At 70.1% G+C, this 20358-nt stretch carries 15 protein-coding genes; 5 read left to right on the top strand and 10 right to left on the bottom strand.

Annotated elements, in window-relative coordinates; genetic code table 11:
- Positions 1-146 precede the first annotated feature (146 nt).
- From ACH4TV_RS33520 to ACH4TV_RS33490, 7 genes are all read right to left on the bottom strand, one after another.
- Positions 147-1844 carry a PHP domain-containing protein gene (locus ACH4TV_RS33520; protein ID WP_398404806.1) on the bottom strand — a complete coding sequence of 566 codons (1698 nt, stop codon included), beginning with the start codon at positions 1842-1844 and terminating at the stop codon, positions 147-149.
- Positions 1845-1924: 80 nt separating this feature from the next.
- Positions 1925-3784: a LamG-like jellyroll fold domain-containing protein gene (locus ACH4TV_RS33515; RefSeq protein WP_398404804.1), complete on the bottom strand. Its 1860-nt coding sequence runs from the start codon at positions 3782-3784 to the stop codon at positions 1925-1927.
- 49 nt (positions 3785-3833) lie between these two features.
- Positions 3834-6755: a glycoside hydrolase family 2 TIM barrel-domain containing protein gene (locus tag ACH4TV_RS33510; protein ID WP_398404802.1), complete on the bottom strand. Its 2922-nt coding sequence runs from the start codon at positions 6753-6755 to the stop codon at positions 3834-3836.
- Positions 6755-7591, bottom strand: a complete 837-nt coding sequence (locus ACH4TV_RS33505) for a carbohydrate ABC transporter permease (protein ID WP_398404800.1) — start codon at positions 7589-7591, stop codon at positions 6755-6757. Before ACH4TV_RS33505 ends, ACH4TV_RS33510 begins: the two co-directional genes overlap by 1 nt.
- 15 nt (positions 7592-7606) lie before the next feature.
- Positions 7607-8557: a carbohydrate ABC transporter permease gene (locus ACH4TV_RS33500; protein ID WP_398404798.1), complete on the bottom strand. Its 951-nt coding sequence runs from the start codon at positions 8555-8557 to the stop codon at positions 7607-7609.
- On the bottom strand, positions 8557-9843 hold the full coding sequence (locus tag ACH4TV_RS33495) for an ABC transporter substrate-binding protein (RefSeq protein ID WP_398404796.1): 1287 nt from the start codon (positions 9841-9843) through the stop codon (positions 8557-8559). The genes ACH4TV_RS33500 and ACH4TV_RS33495 overlap by 1 nt, the downstream gene beginning before the upstream one ends.
- Before the next feature lie 77 nt (positions 9844-9920).
- Positions 9921-10925, bottom strand: a complete 1005-nt coding sequence (locus tag ACH4TV_RS33490) for a carbohydrate kinase family protein (protein ID WP_398404795.1) — start codon at positions 10923-10925, stop codon at positions 9921-9923.
- Positions 10926-11052: 127 nt separating this feature from the next.
- On the opposite strand from ACH4TV_RS33490, the gene ACH4TV_RS33485 reads away from it, so the two are divergent.
- The 3 genes from ACH4TV_RS33485 to ACH4TV_RS33475 are packed head-to-tail and all read left to right on the top strand — an operon-like array spanning position 11053 to position 16228.
- Positions 11053-11817: a DeoR/GlpR family DNA-binding transcription regulator gene (locus tag ACH4TV_RS33485; protein ID WP_398404793.1), complete on the top strand. Its 765-nt coding sequence runs from the start codon at positions 11053-11055 to the stop codon at positions 11815-11817.
- Positions 11814-13151, top strand: a complete 1338-nt coding sequence (locus ACH4TV_RS33480; RefSeq protein WP_398404791.1) for a 6-phospho-beta-glucosidase — start codon at positions 11814-11816, stop codon at positions 13149-13151. Before ACH4TV_RS33485 ends, ACH4TV_RS33480 begins: the two co-directional genes overlap by 4 nt.
- Before the next feature lie 32 nt (positions 13152-13183).
- Positions 13184-16228 carry an alpha-mannosidase gene (locus ACH4TV_RS33475; protein WP_398404789.1) on the top strand — a complete coding sequence of 1015 codons (3045 nt, stop codon included), beginning with the start codon at positions 13184-13186 and terminating at the stop codon, positions 16226-16228.
- Between the two features lie 76 nt (positions 16229-16304).
- Here the strand turns inward: ACH4TV_RS33475 and ACH4TV_RS33470 are convergent, their stop codons facing one another.
- Positions 16305-16817 (bottom strand): hypothetical protein, encoded by a 513-nt coding sequence (locus ACH4TV_RS33470; RefSeq protein WP_398404787.1) that lies wholly within the window; start codon positions 16815-16817, stop codon positions 16305-16307.
- Positions 16818-16970: 153 nt separating this feature from the next.
- Positions 16971-18134 carry an ATP-grasp domain-containing protein gene (locus ACH4TV_RS33465; protein ID WP_398404785.1) on the bottom strand — a complete coding sequence of 388 codons (1164 nt, stop codon included), beginning with the start codon at positions 18132-18134 and terminating at the stop codon, positions 16971-16973.
- 376 nt (positions 18135-18510) lie between these two features.
- Here ACH4TV_RS33465 and ACH4TV_RS33460 point away from each other — a divergent pair, with 376 nt between their 5' ends.
- Positions 18511-19419 (top strand): metallophosphoesterase family protein, encoded by a 909-nt coding sequence (locus ACH4TV_RS33460; protein WP_398404783.1) that lies wholly within the window; start codon positions 18511-18513, stop codon positions 19417-19419.
- On the top strand, positions 19367-20095 hold the full coding sequence (locus ACH4TV_RS33455; protein ID WP_398404781.1) for a 4'-phosphopantetheinyl transferase: 729 nt from the start codon (positions 19367-19369) through the stop codon (positions 20093-20095). Before ACH4TV_RS33460 ends, ACH4TV_RS33455 begins: the two co-directional genes overlap by 53 nt.
- Here the strand turns inward: ACH4TV_RS33455 and ACH4TV_RS33450 are convergent.
- Positions 20070-20297 (bottom strand): hypothetical protein, encoded by a 228-nt coding sequence (locus ACH4TV_RS33450; protein WP_398404779.1) that lies wholly within the window; start codon positions 20295-20297, stop codon positions 20070-20072. The genes ACH4TV_RS33455 and ACH4TV_RS33450 overlap by 26 nt on opposite strands.
- Positions 20298-20358: the final 61 nt, after the last annotated feature.

Genomic DNA, 20358 nt, shown 5'->3' with positions numbered 1-20358 from the left:
CCGTGACCTGCTGGTACGAGCACACGGTCGCCGCCGGTGCACTGCCCCTCGGCGGCGGAGGCGGCCCCGCCGCCGAGCGCGCATGCCCCGGCCCGGCCTAATAACGCGCCGGGGGACAGGAGTTGACGCTTCGTCGGTTTCATCAGTCAGCCGCCTACGACGTCGACGAACACCGGGTTGGAGTAGAACCACGTGTCCGCCCACGGGTCACCGTTGCCGGGCTCGTGCGCGATCGGCCCGTGCGGGTCGACGGACGCACCGAGGTAACCGGCCCCGTGCCGGTTGCCGTCGCTGCCGCGCAGCCGGACGTAGAACGACTCGTCGCCCGCGGTCAGCGGCACCCGCAGGGTGTACGACCCCGTGCGCCCCGTCACGTCCTTCGACTGCACGACCTTCGTGTCCGGCGCCCGCCAGGCGTCCCGGTCGGCGGCCGGACCGCGCACCGCGCCCCGGATCACGTCGACGTGTGCCAACTCGGGCAGGATTCCCTGCGGGTTGAGGCGGGAGGCGCTGGTCACGGTGATGTTCAGCGTGAGCTTCTCGCCCCTGCGGACCCGGAGCCGCCCGCCCAGCGTGACACCCCGGCCGAAGTCGCAGTCACGCGTCAGCCGTACGTCGAGCCCGTCCAGCAGATGACCGTGGTCCAGCCAGACCCGGCCGGCGCGCATCCCCGCCATCACCGCGCGGTAGCCGTAGCCGGTGACGCCCACGTGGGTGCGGCTGAACTGGCCGGGCCAGAAGTCGCTGCCGGGCTGCGCGGTGTCGGTGTTCACCGGGTCGGGCAGCCTGCCGGTGTTGTCGAAGTTCCGCCCGGCCGGCCAGTCGCCGTTCTTCCAGGTGTCGAAGACGATCCGGTGTGCGTCGGAGTTCGTGGTGATCGAGAACAGGCTGCCTTCAGCCAGCATCGAGTCCCACAGACCGCCGACTGTCGCGGTCGCCCAGTCGAAGCCGCCGTACGTCAGATACCCGTCCGCCGGATAGCCCGCCCAGGACTGCGCCGTGGGCTTGTTCTCGTACTCGCCGCGAATCGAGTTCGCCCCGCGCCAGCCGGGGATGGCCGCGCCCTGGGCACCGGGGGCGCCCTCCATGCCGATCATGATCCCGGGGTCCCCCTCTTTCCCGCCCTCCCGCCCTGCGTCTCGCCAGTTGCGCATCTCGTGCGGGGAGTCGATGCCCAGGCGCATCGGGTGGTTGGCGAGGACCAGCACGTCGTCGACGTAACCGGTGCGGCGCTGCTCGGCCAGCCACTTGATCGCCTTGACAGCGTGCGCCTCGTTGCGGGCGGTGTCCGCGCCGTCGGCGGAGCCATCGGTGTAGCCGAGTAGCTTGCCGTCGTACGCGCTCTCGAAATTGGTGAGCAGGTCCACCTCGTGCGGGCCGGGAGGCGAGAAGACCGTGCAGTGCTCGGCGCCCGGGATGTACCACTCCAGGCCCTGGAAGATCAGCTGACGCGGGTTCTCGGCCCGCGCCTTGAGGATCTCCGCGTGCTCCAGCGGGGCGCCGTACTGGGCGTGCCCGAAGTTGGAGTGCTCGGTGAACACCATCCAGTCGAGGCCGAACTTCTCGGCCTTCGCGGCCAGTTGGGAGAACGTGTACTTGGCGTCGTGGCTGTACACGCTGTGGATGTGATGGTCGCCGACGAGATAGGCGAGGCGCGGATCGCTGCCGCCCAGCCGTCGCGGACCGGCGGCAGCGGCGGCAGGCGTCGCCAGCGACCCGGCGGCGAAGGCGGCGCCGAACAGGCCCGCCCGATGCAGGAGTTGGCGCCGGGAGACGCCCTGGGCGTCGAGACCGGCGGGGGAGACGGCGGGGTCGGCCCAGGCAGGCAGCTGTTGCTCTGTCATGGTCTGTGGGTCCCTCGGGAGCTGGTGGGATCAGGCGAGTTGTGGAGTCCAGAAGGCTTGGCGGAGCCTGACGGTGTGGGTCAGTGGTTCATGAACGAGCTGACGGGCAGCGCCCGTTCGACGATCCGTACGTCACCGAGGCGGCCGTGCAGGATCTGGTCGATCTTCCCCGCGTACGTGTAGCCGCCGAGCAGCCACGGCAGCCCGACCGAGGTGAGCCCGATCGCGGTGGCGTGCGGATTGCGGGCCACCGGGCAGCCCTGGACGTACAGCGTGGTGTGCCGGCCGTCGTTGACCACGGCCACGTGCCACCACACCTCCCGCCGGGTCTCGTCGCCCCAGTTGGTCGCGATGCCCTCCTGGTTGAGCGGCCGGACCGCCCACTGCGGACCGGGCCCGTCCGAGAGCGACAGCGTGGCCAGCGGCTCGTCCGGGTCGTCGGCGGTCTTGCCCGCCGCCCCGCCCGTGCCGGTACGGCTGATCAGGCCGCCCCACGCGTGGTGCGCGGGGTCCCAGTCGGCGGGCAGCCGGTAGAACGCCTCGATGGTGTAACCGGCCTTGAACGTGGCGGAGTTGAGGGGCGCGCCGTCGACCGTGCGCAGATAGGTGCCCCGCAGCGGGGACTTGTAGCCCTGGAACTCCAGGCTGCCGTGGCCCGGCTGGTCCGGGTGGTGGTCGGACGACCAGGTGAGGGAGGAGGCGCCGACCGTGACGAGGTCCAGGTCGTTGCCACGGCCCGACCGGTCACGGACCGTGCCGGTCACGGCCGCGCCGTCCTGCTGCCCGTCGAAGCGCCAGTACGCGACCGTCCCGGGGACCAGCATCTTCGCCACCGGCCGGGCCGGGCGCGGCGCCACCGGCGCGAACCCCGCGAACCGCTGCTCGAAGTCGATGTCCACGGAGAAGCGGTCCGCGTCACCGGACAGCTCCATCTCCTCCCGCTCCAGCTCGTTGAGCCCCTTGGCCGCCCGGCCCAGGATCCACGGCGAGACCGTCTCGACGTCGATGGCGTTCCGGTCGAGGTCGAAGTGGTAGAGGCGGATCATCGCCGCGCCACCGTAGTACCGGTTCTGATAGTTCGTCAGATGCAGGTGGACGTCGTTCCCGGCCGCGTTCTTGCGGGTGGCGCGGGCGGCGGGCCAGTAGTGGCCGTTGAGGGTGAGGAAGATCTGGTCGTGGTTCTTGACCAGCTTGTCCCACAGCTGCTGACCGTAAGCGGAGAGCGTGTCGTCCTCGTAGACGAGTTCGTGCGTGGTGAGGACGACCGGCAGGGTCGGGTGCTGGGCGAGGACACTCTCGGCCCAGGCGTACCCCTTGTCCGACAGCCGCCAGTCCAGGGCGAGGACGAGCCACTCGCGGTCGGCCGCCTTGAAGATGTGGAAGGTGTTGTAGCCGTCGGCCGAGGCGCCGCCGAAGGTCCGCTTGCCCTGGAAGCGCTCCGGGCCGAAGACGCCCAGGTACGGGGTCGCTCCGCGCTGGTCGGTGGTGGACGAGCGGACGTCGTGGTTGCCCGCGAGGACGCTGTAGCCCACTCCGCGCCGGTCCAGCAGCTCGAACGCCTTGCCCGCGGCGGTGACTTCGGCCTGGGCGCCGTTCTCCGTGATGTCGCCCAGATGCGTGAGGAAGACGATGTTCTCGTCCCGGCCGTGCTCCAGCAGATAGCGCAGAGAGGCTTCGATCGGCGCCGGGTTGATGCTCGGCCCGTCGAAGAGGTACTGCGTGTCGGGCATCACCGCGAGCGTGAACCGGCGGCTCTCGGTGTCGGGCCGCCACGACGAACGCGCCTTGTCCGTCACGGCTTCAGCGGCCGTCGGCAGGGCGACGGACGTGGTCGCCGCCGCCCCGATCAGCGCGGTCGCCCGCAGGAAACTGCGCCGTACGGCGCCCGCCTGAGGGGTTTCGAGGGCAGCCTCGTGCCCGGACTCGTGCGAGATGCACACAACTAACTCCGTAAGTGGTTCTGTGAGTTGAGGGGAGGTGTGTGGGGGGTCAGAGCGTGCGGAGAGTCCAGGCCCAGCGGTGGGTGCCCGGCTGTACGAGATAGGAGGGGAAGGTGTCGGGGCCGCACGACGCCGTGCCGAGCCCCCTGTGTGCCGCGTCGATGTGCACCACGCAGCCAGGCCGTGGCTTCAGCTGGTCGTGGTGCGTCGCGGCGGCCAGGTCCTCGGCGCGGAACCGGGTCACGGAGACCTGGCACGGCCGGTCCAGCACGACCGAGAGACCGGTGGCGTCCGGCGCCGACAGCCTGAACCGTCGTACACCGTGCCGTCCGCCGCTCTCCTGCGGTCGCAGATAAGGGGTGAACAGGGAGTCCACAGGGGCCGAGTGATGCCCGACGGGCGCTCCGGCGGCGCGGTCCGGGTAGGACTCCCAGGGGCCCTGACCGAACCACTCCAGCAGGTCGAGCCCGGACACCGTCTCGAACACGGAACCGACCCGCGCCACATCGGCGTACGCGTCCGGCAGCTCGACGCTCTCCTCGACGCGGATGCCGCCCTGGACCGGGGTGAACACCTGCTCGTGGCGGATCACGCCCGCGTTCCCGGCGTACTCGGCGAGCACGCTCACGCGGGCGCTGTCGCGCCGGACGTCGGCGGCCTTGCGTACGAGGGAGTCGAGGCCCCAGTCCTGCCAGCGGGCCGCCATGCCGCCCAGTTCGTCGTTGTCGGTCGGGGCCCGCCACAGGGACAGGACGGGCGCGGCCGTCAGCAGCGGGTGGATCAGCAGCCCGTCCAGGTCGACCTGGACGCGCGGGCCCGCGACCTCCGTCTCCCGTACCTCCGCCGCGGCCCGCAGCAGCAGCTGGGGCGTGCAGACCTCGGTGCCGCGCGGCGCCCACGGCTCGTCGTCGGCCGTGGTGACGCGCAGCGTGAGCCAGGCCTCGCCGCCGTCCGCGGGCAGTTCGAGGGGCAGCGGCACGGTCGCCGTCTCGCCCGGTCGCAGATCCGGCAGCTCGGCCGGCGCGGTCAGCGTACGGCCGTCGGAGAGCGTCAGTTCCCAGGTGGCCGTGAGCCAGTCCAGGCCCCGGAAGCACTGGTGGTTGGCGACCACGAGCCCCTCGTGCCGGAAGCCGTCGAGCCGCACCGGAGCCGCGATCTCCCGGTGCTCGAACAGGACGGGCTTGGGCGTGCGGTCGGGGAAGACGACCCCGTCGGCGATGAAGGCACCGTCGTGGTTCGTCTCGCCGAAGTCGCCGCCGTACGCCCAGCGCAGGCCGGGTGCGGCGACACCGTTGTCATAGAGCCCGGCGCCCGAGCGTCCGAGAGGTCTGCCGCTGTTCACGGACTGGAGAATGCCGTGGTCCCAGAACTCCCAGATGAACCCGCCCTGAAGTCCTGGCGTTGACTCGATGGCGGCCCAGTGGTCGGCCAGCGTGCCGTTGCTGTTGCCCATGGCGTGCGAGTACTCGCACTGGATGAGCGGCTTGGTCTGTTCGCCGGACAGGGCGTGTGCGACACAGTCCTCCAGCGGCGCGTACATCGGACAGGCGATGTCGGAGGCGACCGAGGGGTCGGCCCAGCCGGTCTTGGCGGCGCCCTCGTACTGGAGGGGCCGGGTCGGGTCGTGCCGGCGCAGCCAGCCCGCCGCCGCGTCGTGGTTGGCGCCGTAGTCGGACTCGTTGCCCAGCGACCAGATGATGATCGAGGGGTGGTTCTTGTCCCGCAAGGCCATCCGCGAGACCCGGTCCACGAAGGCGTTCAGGTAGCGCGGGTCGTCGGCGATCTCGTGCGCGTGGTCGTGCGACTCGATGTCCGCCTCGTCGACCACATAGAAACCGAGCTCGTCCGCGAGGTCGTACAGCGTCGGGTCGTTCGGATAGTGCGCGGTGCGGACCGCGTTGAACCCGAACCGCTTCAGCAGCACGAGATCGGCGCGCATGTCGTCGTACGACACGGTCCGCCCGGTCAGCGGATGGAAGTCGTGCCGGTTGACGCCCCTGATGAATATCCGCTCACCGTTGACCAGCAGGTCCCGTCCGACGATCTCGACGTCCCGGAATCCGACGCGGTGCCGCGAGGTGTCGGCGACCGTTCCGTCGGCGCGGTGCAGCCGGACGGTCAGGTCGTACAGCTCGGGCGTCTCGGCGGTCCAGGTGCGTACGTCGGGCAGGTGCGCGTACATCCGGGGCTCGCCGAGGAAGTCGGAGACGCGGTCGTCCTCGGCGTTGAGCCGGTCGAACTCCGCGTCCTGGAGCAGCAGTTGACCGTCGATCTCCCCGCTGACGTACCACCCCCCGGGCAGCGCGCCGCCCGCGTCCCGCACCCGGCAGTCGACCCGCAGCTCACCGGAGGCCGGCGCCCGCACGGTGACGTCGGCGAGATACAGCGGGTCCGTCGCGTACAGCAGCACCGAGCGGGTGATGCCGCCGTGCCACCACTGGTCCTGGTCCTCGATGTGGGTGGCGTCGGACCACTTGACGACCGTCAGCCGCACGGTCGCCGAGGCACCCGGCCACACGACGTCGGAGAGGTCGAACTCGGCCGCCAGATGGGAGTCCTTGGAGATGCCGACCGGCCGCCCGTCCACGTGCACGAGCAGCACGCTCTCGGCGGCGCCGACCTGGAGCACGATCCGCCGGCCCGCCCACTCGGCCGGAACGTCGAACTCACGCTCGTACACGCCCGTCGGGTTGGCGGCAGGAGAGGCGGGCGGGAAGTCGCCCCACGGCATCTGCACGTTCGTGTACCAGGGCAGGTCGTCGGTGTCCTGGAGGGTCCAGGCGCCGGGGACCCGGGCCGAGGACCAGTCGTCGCCCACCGGGGTGGTCGGGGTCGGGAGGAGCTGGAAGCGCCAGTCGCCGTCCAGGGAGGTCGCCCCCTCCCGCCGGTCGACGGCGTTCATGGGCAACCGCCCCCAGGAGGTCACCTCAGGTGACTCCCAGGGGCGGAGCGTGTGGAAAACGTCGGCCATCAGCGGATGGCTCCCTTCGCCAGGTCGCCGATGATCTGCTTGGCACCGATCGCGAACACGATCAGCAGGGGGACGAGGGCGAGCAGCGCGCCGGTCATCACGATGCCGTAGTCGGTGGTGCCGTGGGTGCCGTTGAGCTGGGACAGCGCGACCTGGAGGGTCACGTTGTCGGGGTTGGTGAGGGAGATCAGGGGCCAGGCGAAGTCGTTCCACTGGCCCATGAAGGTGAAGATGCCGAGGAAGGCGAGACCGGGGCGGACCACCGGCAGCGCCACGTGCCAGAACTGGCGCAGGAAGTTCGCGCCGTCGAGCTTGGAGGCGTCGAGCAACTCGTCGTGGATGGCCGACTTCATGTACTGACGCATCCAGAAGATGCCGAAGGCGTTGGCCGCGGCCGGCACGATCAGCGCGGTCATCGAGCCGATCCAGCCGATCTTCGCCATGAGGACGAACTGCGGGATGACCGACAGCTGCGCCGGGACCATGAAGATGACCATGAGCAGCCCGAACAGCAGTCCCTTGCCGGGGAACTCGAACTTGGCGAAGACGAACGCCGCGAGGGAGTCGAAGAGCAGGACCAGGAAGGTCACCGCCGTCGCGACCAGCAGCGAGTTCCACATCGACCCGAAGAAGTCGATGGCGTCGAAGAGATTGCGGACGTTCTCCAGGAAGTGCGTGCCGGGCAGCAGTTTCGGCGGGTACGAGAAGATCTCCGTCGAACTGTGCGTCGACATGATCACGGCCCAGTAGAACGGGAAGGCCGAGAGCAGTGTGCCGATGATCAGCGGGAGGTGCAGCGCGATCCCTCTGCGGCGGGTCCCCTTGATGGATGCCATGATGCGCGCCCCTTCCTAGTCGCCCCGGCGCTGCACGAGGCGCCAGTTGATGATCGAGAAGAGGACGACGACGAGGAAGATGCCCCACGCCACCGCGGCTCCGTACCCGAAGTCGTTGTTGTCGAAGGTCTGCTGGAAGAAGTAGAGGACCATCGTCTGGCCCGAGTGGCCCGGACCGCCCGCGAACGTCGAGTCGTTGGACGAGGTCTGCAGCAGGACCTGTGGTTCGGAGAAGCTCTGCAGACCCGTGACCGTCGAGACGACGAGCACGAACAGCAGCGTGGGCCGCAGCAGCGGCAGTGTGATCCGGAAGAACGTCTGGATCGGGCCGGCGCCGTCCATGCGCGCCGCCTCGTACAGTTCGCCCGGGATGGTCTGGAGCCCGGCGAGGAAGATGATCGCGTTGTAGCCGGTCCACTGCCACGTCATCAGCGCGGCGATGGTGACCTTGATGCCCCACGGTGTGTTCAGCCAGGCGATCTGGTCGATCCCCACCGACTGCAGGACGGCGTTCATCACGCCGTTGTTGGTGGAGAAGATCGAGCCGAAGACGATCGCGATGGCGACGACCGAGGTGACGTTCGGCAGGAAGTACGCGACGCGGTACCAGCTCTTGAAGCGGACCGCGGAGTTGAGCATCACGGCCGTGACCATCGCCAGGAAGATCATGGGGAAGGTGGCGAGCGCCCAGATGATGATCGTGTTGCCGATCGAGTTCCAGAAGTCGCCGTCGCTCAGCAGGTACTGGTACTGCGAGAGCCCGGCCCACTCCATCGAGCCGAGGCCGTCCCAGCGGTGGAAGGACAGGTAGAGCGAGAAGCCCACCGGGAACAGGCCGAAGCCGAGGAAGATCAGGTAGAAGGGGGAGATCGCGGCGTAGAGGTGCCAGTACTTGCGCAGGCCCTTCTTCGGCCCGACCGGGGCGGGCTGTCTCACCACGGGCGGGGTCCGCTCGATGACGGCCATCAGTAGCTCACCCCCAGGTGCTTCGCGATACGGCGGCACTTGCTCATGGCGTCACTCCAGGCCTTCTCCGGGTCCTTGCCGAGGACGCCGACGTTCTTGATCTCGTCCTTGATGGGAGTCCCGAGGGCGATGTCGTACGGGCTGTTGTAGGCGACGACGATCTTCTGAGCGGCGGGTCCGAAGATGTCCGTGGTGACCTGGCCGCCGAAGAAGGGGTCGGGCTCCTGCATCGGCTTGAGTGGGTACGAGGCGGGCGTGGACGGAAAGAGACCCGCGTCGACGTAACCCTGCGCCTGGTTGGACGCGTTGAGCATCCAGGCGATCATCTCGAAGGCCTGCTCGGGCTCCCGGCACGACTTGGTGATCGACAGGAACGAACCACCGTTGTTGGCGGGCCGCACCGGCATGTCGGCGACCCGGTACCTGCCCTTGGCCTTCGGCACCCCGTTCTTGATGTCGAAGGCCGCCCAGGACGCGCCCAGTTCGCTGGGCAGCTTGCCGTCCTGCTTGGCCGACAGCTGGTCCGGGGTGCCGTTCACGAGGTCGGAGACGATCCCGCGCCGCTTGGCCTCCACGGAGAGCGCCCAGGCGTTGCGCACGTGCTCCTGGTCGCCGATGAAGTGGCGGTCCTTGTCGACGTACCGCTTCGCGCCCTGCTGTACGACGTTCTCGAAGACGGAGTTGACGTCGGTGAGGAGCATGGTCCCCGGGATCCGCTTCCTGAGCTGCTCACCCGCGGCGAAGAAGTTCTCCCAGGTGTTCAACTCCTTGGACACGTCGGCCGGTTCGTACGGCAGCCCCGCCTTGCGGAACACCTCGAACTGGTAGTAGTGGCCGACCGGCCCGCAGTCGATAGGGAAGCCGACCATCGTGCCGTCGTCGGCGATGCCCTGGTCCCACTTCCAGGACAGGAACTGGCTCTTGTACTTCTCCGCGCCCAGCGTCCGCAGATCGATGAACTGGTCCGCGTTCGGCAGGTAGGCGGCCATGTCCTCGCCCTTGAGCCCCGCGATGTCGGGGATGTGGGCCCGGCCGGTGATGGTGGTGATGAGCTTGGAGCGGTACTGGCCGCCGATCTGGATGGCATGGAGATCGACAGAACTGCTGTAACGGGCCTTGGCGTTCTTCACGACGGTGTCGCTCAGGCCGCCGCTCCAGTACCACAGGACCATGTTGCGCCCGGTGGAGCCGGTCGGAACGGCGCAGCCGGTCGCCAGGCCGCCCAGTGACGCGGCGGCCGTGCCGGCCAGGCCCGCGCGCAGCAGGCCTCTTCGTGAGAGCTGCACAGCTCCCACCGCCTTTCGGATCTGTTCGGTGCGTGCGTAAGGGAAAAGTCAGTGGGGGGCGGTTCTCAAGGGGGGTGTCAGGGGGTGACAGGTGCGAACCGCACCGGCGGCCCCGGGTCGGCCGGCAGCCGGTCGGCCAGGAAGCCGTACGTCAGCCGCAGTCCGGGGTCGTCGAGCGTGTGCCACCAGCGGTGGATGTGGTACCAGCCGGGCGCGGCCAGCGCCCCGCCGTGCTGCCGTACGGACAGGGAGGCGGCCAGTACGGCGAACCGCAGCCGTTCCTCCAGCGGCCACCCGCCGAGCGACGCGGCGACGAAACTCGCGCCGAACACGTCCCCGGCGCCCGTCGAGTCCACGACGTCCACGGGCAGCGCCGGGACCTCCGCGTACTCGCCGGTCGTCTGGTCGACGGCGACCGCTCCGTCACCGCCGCGGGTGACGACGGCCACCGGGACCAGCTCGCTGAGGGTGCCCAGCGCGGCGAGCGCGGTGTCCGTGCGGGTGTACGCCATCGCCTCGGTCTCGTTGGGGAGGAAGGCGTGGCACAGGGCGAGCTGGTCGAGCAGGTCCGAGGACCACTGCTGGGTGGGGTCCCAGCCGACGTCCGCGTAGATCTGCGTTCCGTTCGCCGCCGCCTTGGCCAGCCACTGGTGGGGCTCGGCCTCCAGGTGCACGAGGGCGGTGCGCGCCTCGGGCGGGTCGCCCAGCAGGGCGTCCTGGGAGTACGGGGGCGGCTGCCCGTGGGTGATCAGTGCGCGGTCGCCGTCGTAGGCGAGCGAGACGGTGACGGGGGTGTGCCAGTCGTCCGCGGTGCGCGAGAGCGAGAGGTCGACGCCCTCCTGGCCGGCGAGGACATCACGGCAGTGGCTGCCGTACGTGTCGTTGCCGAAAACCGTGGCCAGGGAGGTCTTCAGACCGTACCGGGAGGCCGCCACGGCGAGGTTCGCGATCCCACCGGGGCTGGTGCCCATCCCCGACGTCCAGATCTCCTCGCCGGGCGTCGGGGGCTTGCCCAGGCCGGTGAGGACGAGGTCGAAGAAGAGCAGCCCGGTCAGCAGCACATCGGGCCGTTCGTCGTCCACGCGTGCATCCTCTCGTCAAAACTCGTCAATTTGATGACCGGAATCGTGCGCGCCTTCCGGAGATTTGGCAAGAGTCGAGCAGAAGCAAGCATAGAAATGATTGAAGATGACGAGTACTGTTCGTCGGGTGCTGGCAGAACGACGACATCAACTCATCCTGCGGGCCCTGCGCTCGGGCGGCCCCGCGGCCGTGACCGATCTCTCCGAGCAGCTCGGCGTGAGCCCCGCCACCATCCGTCGCGACCTGGTCAGACTGGAGGAGGAGGGCCTGCTGACACGTGTGCACGGCGGCGCCGTGGTGGAGGAGGGCGACCAGCCCTTCGCCGAGGTCGCCGAGGTCCGTGTGACCGAGAAGGACGCGATAGCCGCCAAGGCCGCCTCGCTCGTCGAGGACGGCCAGTCGGTGCTGCTCGACATCGGGACCACCGCCTACCGGCTCGCCCGGCAGCTGCACGGCCGCCGCCTCACCGTGATCACCAGCAACCTGGTGGTCTTCGAGGAGCTGGTCGACGACGAGAGCATCGAACTGGTGCTCCTCGGCGGCATGGTCCGGCGCGAGTACCGCTCCCTGGTCGGCTTCCTCACCGAGGACAACCTGCGCCAGCTGCACGCCGACTGGGTCTTCCTGGGCACCAGCGGCGTCCGCCCCGGCGGTCAGGTGATGGACACCACGGTCGTCGAGGTACCGGTCAAGCGCGCCATGATCAAGGCCGCCGACCGGGTCGTCCTGCTCGCCGACCGTGCCAAGTTCCCCGGCACGGGCATGGCGAAGGTCTGCGGCCCGGACGAACTGGACATGGTGGTGACGAACGCGCCGGTGGACCCGGCGACGCAGTCCTCTTTGCAGGAGGCCGGGGTGCAGGTCATCACGGCAGGAAAGGTGCAACCGTGAAGTTGACGATTCTGGGCGGCGGCGGATTCCGCGTGCCGCTCGTGTACGGGGCGCTCCTGGGCGACCACGCCGAGGGCCGGGTGACCCATGTCGTCCTGCACGACCTGGACGCGGGCCGCCTCTCCGCGGTCACCCGGGTCCTGGCCGAGCAGGCGGCGGGGGTGCCCGACGCCCCCGAGGTGAGCGCCACGACCGACCTCGACGAGGCACTGAGAGGCGCCGACTTCGTCTTCTCCGCGATCCGCGTCGGCGGCCTGGAAGGACGGGCCAACGACGAGAAGGTGGCGCTGGACCAGGGCGTCCTGGGTCAGGAGACGGTCGGCGCGGGCGGTATCGCGTACGGCCTGCGCACGGTCCCGGTCGCAGAGGACATCGCCCGGCGGGTGGCCCGCGTCGCTCCGGACGCCTGGGTCATCAACTTCACCAACCCGGCCGGCCTGGTCACCGAGGCCATGTCCCGCCACCTCGGCGACCGCGTCATCGGCATCTGCGACTCGCCGGTGGGCCTGGGCCGCCGTATCGCCCGGGTGCTCGGCGCCAACCCCGGCGAGGCGTGGATCGACTACGTCGGTCTCAACCACCTCGGCTGGGTGCGCGGGCTGCGCGTCAACGGCCGCGACGAACTCCCGCGGCTGCTCGCCGACCCGGGCCTGCTCGGCTCCTTCGAGGAGGGCAAGCTCTTCGGCACCGACTGGCTGCAGTCCCTGGGCGCCATCCCGAACGAGTATCTGCACTACTACTACTTCAACCGCGAGGCCGTACGCGCCTACAGCGAGGCCGAGAAGACCCGCGGCGCCTTCCTGCGCGACCAGCAGGCCGGCTTCTACGACGAGATGAAGCGCCCCGGCGCCGCCGCCCTCACCGCCTGGGACCGCACCCGCGCCGAGCGCGAGGCGACCTACATGGCCGAGGCCCGCGAGACGGCCGGCGCGGGCGAACGCGACGCCGACGACCTGTCCGGGGGCTACGAGAAGGTGGCCCTCGCCCTGATGCGGGCCATCGCCCGCGACGAGCGCACCACCCTGATCCTCAACGTCCGCAACCGGAAGACGCTCTCGGTGCTCGACGCCGAGGCCGTCATCGAGGTGCCCTGCCTGGTCGACGCCAACGGCGCCCACCCCGTCACCGTCGACCCGCTGCCCGACCACGCCTCCGGCCTGGTCTGCTCGGTCAAGGCGGTCGAACGCGAGGTGCTCGCCGCCGCCGAGTCCGGCTCCCGTGCGGCGGCGGTCAAGGCGTTCGCGCTGCATCCGCTCGTCGACTCCGTGAACGTGGCCCGCAGACTGGTGGACGGATACACCGCGGTCCACCCCGGCCTCGCGTACCTTAAGTAAGCGCTTTCCCCGCTCGTATCTGGAGACTTCTCATGCACGACGAACGCCAGCGGATCGAGGAGCGCGTCCAGCGCCTCCACGACCAGCGGATCAAGGCGGCGATCTACGCGGCCACGGTGCCCTTCACGGTCGAGGCCTGGCAGGCGCCGGGCGAGCCGGTCTCCTTCGAGGAGGCGGCGGCCGCGCCGTACACGCCCTTCGCGATGGACACCCCCTGGGGCCCGCCGTGGGGCACGACCTGGTTCCGGATGCGCGGACAGGTCCCCGCCGAGTGGGCCGGCCGGCGCGTCGAGGCGGTCATCGACCTCGGCTTCATCGGAGACTGGCCGGGAAACCAGGCCGAGGCGCTGGTCCACCTCACCGACGGCACCCCGCTGAAGGCGGTCAACCCGCTCAACCAGTACGTGCCGATCGCCAACCCGGCCACGGGCGGCGAGGAGATCGACTACCTCGTCGAGGCGGCCTCCAACCCGGACATCCTCGCCGACAACTTCTCCAAGATCACCCCCATGGGTGACATCCTCACGGCCGGCGACAAGCCGATCTACACCTTCCAGCGCGCCGACCTCGCCGTCCTCGACGAGGAGGTCTTCCACCTCGACCTCGACGTCCAGGTGCTGCGCGAGCTGATGCTGGAGCTGGGCGAGCACGACCCTCGCCGGCACGAGATCATGGTCGCCCTCGACCGGGCCATGGACCTCCTCGACCTGGACGACGTCGCCGGTTCGGCGGCCGACGTACGCGCGGCCCTCGCACCCGCCCTGGCCAAGCCGGCGAACGCCAGTGCCCACATCGTCTCCGGTGTCGGCCACGCGCACATCGACTCCGCCTGGCTGTGGCCGATCCGCGAGACCAAGCGCAAGACGTCGCGCACGTTCTCCAACGTGACCTCACTGGCGGACGAGTACGAGGACTTCATCTTCGCCTGCTCCCAGGCCCAGCAGTACGAGTGGGTGCGCGACAACTACCCCAAGGTGTGGGCGCGCATCCAGGAGTCGGTGAAGAAGGGCCAGTGGGCGCCGGTCGGCGGCATGTGGGTCGAGGCCGACGGCAACCTGCCCGGCGGCGAGGCCGTCGCCCGCCAGCTCATCCACGGCAAGCGGTTCTTCATCGAGCACTTCGGCGTCGAGACCAAGGGCGTGTGGCTGCCGGACTCCTTCGGCTACAGCGCGGCCTACCCGCAGCTCGCCAAGCTCGCCGGCAACGAGTGGTTCCTCACCCAGAAGATCTCCTGGAACCAGACCAACAAGTTCCCCCACCACACCTTCTGGTGGGAGGGCATCGACGGCACCCGCATCTTCACGCACTTCCCGCCGGTCGACACCTACAACGCCCGCTTCAGCGGCGAGGAGATGGCCCGCGCCACCCGCAACTACCGTGAGAAGGGCGCCGCGACGCGTTCCCTGGCACCCTTCGGCTGGGGCGACGGTGGCGGCGGCCCCACCCGCGAGATCATGGAACGGGCGCGCAGGCTCGCCGACTTGGAAGGCTCACCGAAGGTCGTCGTCGAGCATCCCGACGAGTTCTTCGCGAAGGCCCGCGCCGAGTACGAGGACGCCCCCGTCTGGGTCGGCGAGCTGTACCTGGAGCTGCACCGGGCCACGTACACCTCCCAGGCCCGCACCAAGCAGGGCAACCGGCGCAGCGAACACAAGCTGCGCGAGGCCGAGTTGTGGGCGACGACGGCCGCACTGCACGCGCCGGGCTACGCGTACCCGTACGAGAAGCTGGACCGCCTCTGGAAGACGGTCCTGCTCCACCAGTTCCACGACATCCTGCCGGGCTCGTCGATCGCCTGGGTGCACCGCGAGGCGGAGGCCGAATACGCCCGTGTGGCCCAGGAGTTGGAGGTGCTCACCGCCGAGTCCGTGGCCGCGCTGGGCGGCGGCGGCAGCCGTGCCTTCAACACCAGCCCGTTCGACCGGGCCGAGGTGGTCCGTACGTCCACGGGCGTCCCGATGTACGTCGAGGTCCCCGCGAGCGGCAGCGCTCCGCTGGCCGTCGCCGAGCCCCCGCGCCCGGTGACCGTCTCCGGGCGCGTCCTCGACAACGGCATCGTCCGCGTCGAACTGGCGGCGGACGGCACGCTGTCCTCGGTCCGCGACCTGCGCGCGAACCGTGAAGTCCTCGCGGACAAGGGCAACCTGCTGCGCCTGCACACCGACCTCCCGAACTACTGGGACGCCTGGGACATCGACAAGCACTACAAGAACCGCTACACCGACCTCCTGTACGCCGACTCCGTCACGGTCGTGGAGGAGGACCCGCTGATCGGCGCGATCCGGGTGGAGCGCTCCTTCGGCAAGGGTTCGAAGATCGTCCAGACGATCACCGTCCGCGCGGGCAGTGCCCGTATCGACATCGAGACGGAGATCGACTGGCACGAGGCCGAGAAGATCCTCAAGGCGGGCTTCCCGGTGGACATCCGCGCCCCGCACTCGTCCGCCGAGATCGCGTACGGCCACATCCAGCGGCCCACGCACACCAACACCAGCTGGGAGGCGGCCCGCTTCGAGGTCTCCGGCCACCGCTGGGTGCACATCGCCGAGCCCGGCTACGGCGTCGCCGTCCTCAACGACTCGACGTACGGCCACGACGTCTCCCGCACGGTCCGCGAGGACGGCGGTACGACCACCACGGTCGGCCTGTCGCTGGTACGCGCCCCGCGCATCCCGGACCCGGAGGCCGACCAGGGCAAGCACAGGTTCACGTACTCGCTGCTGCCCGGCGCGAGCATCGAGGAGACGGTCGCCGAGGGCTACTCCCTCAACCTTCCGCTGCGCGTGGCGGATTCGGCGGGTGCGCCGGAGCCGGTCGTGTGGGTGGACGGCGACGGTGTGACCATCGAGGCGGTGAAGCTCGCCGACGACGCGTCCGGTGACGTCGTCGTCCGCCTCTACGAGTCGAGCGGTGGCCGCGCCGAGGGCGTTCTGCGCACAGGCTTCCCGCTGACGGGCGCCAAGATCACCGACCTGCTGGAGCGGCCCCTGTCCGAGGCCCGGGTGGACGGCGACACGGTGGCCGTGACCCTGCGACCGTTCGAGATCCAGACGCTGCGGCTGACCGCGGGCAAGTAGAAGCCGCCAGACCTGCAGAACCAAAGGGCGGGCCGCTTGACGCGGCCCGCCCTTCGCATGCCCGGCCGACCGCGGGTCACGGCGTCTCGTCCGGGTGCGGTCCCAACGGATCCTCGGCGAGACGGGCCGGCTCCGCGAGCGCGTCCTCGTAGGCGGGGCGGGCGAAGACGTACGGGCCCAGCGGAAGCTCCCCCCACTCCATGCGGCAGGGCTGCCGGAAGGAGGACCAGGTGACGGTCGCCGGTGTGGTGCTGATGACCGCCGGCAGGGGCCAGCAGCCCCACAGACCGCAGCCGCAGCCGAGAAGCGGGGTGGCGCCGGTCGCAGGATCGGCGTACTCGGGCGCCGGGTCACCGAGGAAGTGGCGCACGGGGTCTTCGATCTCGGAGACGGAGGGGCCGGCGTGCTGGGTGAGCAGAAAGCGTTCCTGCTCGGCCTCGTCCTCCTCCTCGTGCTCCTGACGCCAGAGATCGCGGGTGGCGTCGGCGACGTGCACACGCAGATCCGTGCCGTCGATACGGAAGCCCCACTGGAGGTGGGCCGATGGCGGGTCGCTGACGGGGTAGTTCACGAACTCGATGCGGTGCATGACCGTCATCCTCAGGGGTCAGGACCGCCCACGCGACCGGTTTGTGGCGGCCCCGACGGGCGGGCCCGGTGTCCGGGGCACGCAGGTCGGGCCCGGTCATGGCGCCACGATGCGGTGCCATGACCGGGCCCTGCCGGCGTAGGAAGGTGCGGGTCAGGCAGATGCGCCCGCCGCTGCCCCGGCCGCCGCTTCGGTGGCCGACGTGACGGTCTCTGTCGGCTGCTCCGGGGTGGGTGCGGGTGCCGAGGCGCGTGTGGGTGTCGGGAGTTCGTCCTCGCGCTGGGCGGGGAGGGTCGTCGCGCGCACCGGGCGGGGTGCGGAGACGACGGCGTAGTCCTGGCCGAGGAACGGCGGGACCAGGTCGCCCGGGTCCTCGCCGAGGGCCAACTGCACTGCTGCCCAGGGGGCGTTGATGCCGCACAGCGAGAGCTGGTGCAGGCCGCCTGCGGGGCGGGTGTTGACATCCATCAGGACCGGCCGGTCCTCGTACATGCGGAACTGGATGTTGCTCAGGTGGTGCAGGCCGAAGCCCTCGGCGATGAGCCGCGCGGGCTCCAGCCAGGCCTCGTCGAGCGTGAAGCCGCGCCGGCGGCCGTTCTTGGTGCGGCCGATCGCCATGCGGATGCGCGAGTCCGGGCCGGTGAGGCAGTCGACGGAGACCTCCGGCTGCTCCAGACGGGGCATCACCAGCCAGTCGACCTCCTCGTCCGTGTTCTTCAGCACGTCGAGGACCATGTCCAACTGGACGTAGGGGCTGGGGAACCCGTTGAGGTGAGACATCGAGAAGGGGGCGCGCGTGATCATCCGGAAGCCCACCCCGCCCGCGCCCGCCGCCGGCTTGAAGCACGCCTTGTGCCCGTCCGCCTCCAACTGGTCGACGGCGACGAGGAGTTCGTCGGCGGTACGCACCCGCCACCACGGCGGCACCGGAACGCCGACCGCCTCGACGGCCTGGTACGCGGTCGCCTTGTCCTGGAAGACGGCCACCGCCTCGGGCGTCGGCGCGAGCAGCTTCGTGCCGACGGCCTCGAAGTCGGCGCGGTGCTCGACGATCGTGTCCTGGTGCAGGCGCGGCACGAACACGTCGATCTCACGACGGTCGCACTGGTCGAGCGCGTACTCGACGTACGCGGCGGGGGACAGACCCTCGGGCTCCATGGCGGCGGTGTCGGCGGCGGCCAGGACGGGGGAGTCGGCGTCCCCGTGGGTGGCGTGGATCTCGACCGCGCGGTCGCTGGGATTTCTCCTCAGCTGTTCCATGAAGAACACGTTCTCCGCGTACGTGCGGTTGAGCCAGACGCGTACGCGAGAGACCATGCAGGGCCACCTTTCAAGGTTCACGGGCACGGCGGAGCAAGGCCGAGCCCGGCCAGGGGAGAGTTGGGAACACGACAAGCCGCCGGGTGCGAATCCGGATTTGTGGCGGAAGTGTTGAGGCGATCATAAGGCTCCGCGGACCCTGATTCTGCTACGCGCGTGTTACGGGTTTGTCGACGGCACCCCGTGTGTTGCCTTGCACACCACGCGTGGTCGCGGTAGTGATCTTCGGCCGCGCTCGCGGGGGCGCGTCGACCGGGCCGGTCGGGGCCCCGGAGCCGTACTTGTCCGGCCGCCGGGGATGTGTTCTTGTGGGTCCGAACGTGCGCCCGCTGGGGCGGAGTTCGGCGGAGACTCGGTTGCGGAAGGGGCTGGAGTGGAGACGACGGCCGGCGGTGCCGGACAGCTGCTGGCGATCAGCGATCTACACATCGGCTACCCGGAGAACCGCGCCCTGGTCGAGCGGATGCGCCCCGGAACGGACGACGACTGGCTTCTGGTCGCCGGTGACGTCTCGGAGAGCGTGGCCGACATCCGCTGGGTCCTCGAAACCCTCGCCGGCCGGTTCCGGAAGGTCATCTGGGCGCCGGGCAACCACGAACTGTGGACCCACCCCAAGGACCCCGTCACTCTGCGTGGAGTAGCCCGCTACGAACACCTGGTCGCCCTCTGCCGCGAGCTGGGAGTGACGACGCCCGAGGACCCGTACCCCGTGTGGGAGGGCCCCGGCGGTCCCGTGGCCGTCGCACCGCTGTTCCTGCTCTACGACTACTCCTTCCTGCCGCAGGGCTGTGCGACCAAGGAGGAGGGGCTGGCGTACGCGCAGAGCACCGGCATCGTCTGCACCGACGAGTACGTCCTGCACCCCGACCCGTATCCGAGCCGTGAGGCCTGGTGCCGGGCGCGGGTGGCCGAGACCGAGCGGCGGCTCGCGGAGCTGCCCGAGGACCTGCCGACGGTGCTCGTCAACCACTATCCGCTCGACCGGCATCCGACCGACGTGCTCTGGCACCCCGAGTTCGCCATGTGGTGCGGCACCACCCTGACCGCCGACTGGCACCGCCGGTTCCGCGTCGAGACCATGGTCTACGGTCATCTGCACATCCCTCGGACCACCTGGCACGAGGGTGTCCGCTTCGAAGAGGTGTCGGTGGGCTACCCCCGCGAGTGGAAGAAGCGCCCGGGAGACCCGGGAAGGCTGCGCCGCATACTGCCGATGGAGGTCGGATCCGGTGATCGAGGAGCTGCTTCCGGCCACGGTGGTGGCCGTGGAAGCACACGGTGACGAGACGGCCGGCGGTGTGTACGGGGCCGACGGGCCCGGGGGCGCGACGCTCTACCCCGAGGAGCAGGCGCTCGTAGCCCGGGCGGTGCCCAAGCGGGTGCGCGAGTTCACCGTCGTACGCGCGTGTGCCCGCCGTGCCATGGAGAAGCTCGGCGTGCCGCCGCAGCCCGTGCTGCCGGGCCTGCGGGGCGCCCCGCAGTGGCCGGCCGGCCTGGTCGGCAGCATGACCCACTGCGAGGGCTACTGCGCCGCCGCGCTGGTCCGCGAAACGGACCTCGCCTCGGTCGGCATCGACGCCGAACCCCACCAGCCACTCCCCGAAGGCGTCCTCGGCTCCGTGGCTCTGCCCACGGAGGAGGCGCATCTGCGCGCGCTGTCGGCACACGCCCCCGGCGCGCACGGTGACCCCGTGCACTGGGACCGGCTGCTGTTCAGTGCCAAGGAGTCGGTCTACAAGGCGTGGTTCCCCCTCACCGGCAAGTGGCTGGACTTCAGCGAGGCCGACATCGAGTTCACGGCAGCCCCAGGCCCGCAGCCGCACGGCACCTTCCGGGCCCGGCTCCTGGTGCCGGGACCTGTTGTCGACGGCCGGGAACTCGGCTGCTTCGACGGGCGCTGGACCGTACGGCGCGGGCTGCTGGCGACGGCGGTCAGCGTGCCGCACCAGCCTGCCTGAGCAGCCGGAAGAACTTCTCCTCGTTGCCCGCCAGCCCCGCCTCCGACAGGGCCTGCTCCGCCTCCGCGAGGACGGCGGGCGGGACGACGGCCGGCCGGTGGCCCTCCGGTGGTACGTCGAAAGCGGCGCGCACGGTGTGCAGCAGCCGCAAGTAGGCCTGTACGGCGGTGCGCTCACGGTCGGTCAGTACGGCGGTCGGCATCGGTCGGCTCTCCCCACGGCGGCGTCATCTCTGCGTCTCCCAGCTTGCCGCCCCCCACTGA

The organism is Streptomyces sp. NPDC020898 (genome assembly GCF_044333925.1).
In the GTDB taxonomy this organism is placed as follows: domain Bacteria; phylum Actinomycetota; class Actinomycetes; order Streptomycetales; family Streptomycetaceae; genus Streptomyces.
The sequence above is the reverse complement of the archived record's forward strand: the minus strand, read 5'-3'. Positions and strand labels throughout refer to the sequence as shown.

Excerpts from the sequence above, each read along its gene's own strand:
- ACH4TV_RS33520 (WP_398404806.1), bottom strand. The coding sequence starts at position 1,844 with ATGACAGAGCAACAGCTGCCTGCCTGGGCCGACCCCGCCGTCTCCCCC.
- ACH4TV_RS33510 (WP_398404802.1), bottom strand. The coding sequence starts at position 6,755 with ATGGCCGACGTTTTCCACACGCTCCGCCCCTGGGAGTCACCTGAGGTG.
- ACH4TV_RS33505 (WP_398404800.1), bottom strand. The coding sequence starts at position 7,591 with ATGGCATCCATCAAGGGGACCCGCCGCAGAGGGATCGCGCTGCACCTC.
- ACH4TV_RS33500 (WP_398404798.1), bottom strand. The coding sequence starts at position 8,557 with ATGGCCGTCATCGAGCGGACCCCGCCCGTGGTGAGACAGCCCGCCCCG.
- ACH4TV_RS33475 (WP_398404789.1), top strand. The coding sequence starts at position 13,184 with ATGCACGACGAACGCCAGCGGATCGAGGAGCGCGTCCAGCGCCTCCAC.
- ACH4TV_RS33470 (WP_398404787.1), bottom strand. The coding sequence starts at position 16,817 with ATGCACCGCATCGAGTTCGTGAACTACCCCGTCAGCGACCCGCCATCG.
- ACH4TV_RS33465 (WP_398404785.1), bottom strand. The coding sequence starts at position 18,134 with ATGGTCTCTCGCGTACGCGTCTGGCTCAACCGCACGTACGCGGAGAAC.
- ACH4TV_RS33450 (WP_398404779.1), bottom strand. The coding sequence starts at position 20,297 with ATGCCGACCGCCGTACTGACCGACCGTGAGCGCACCGCCGTACAGGCC.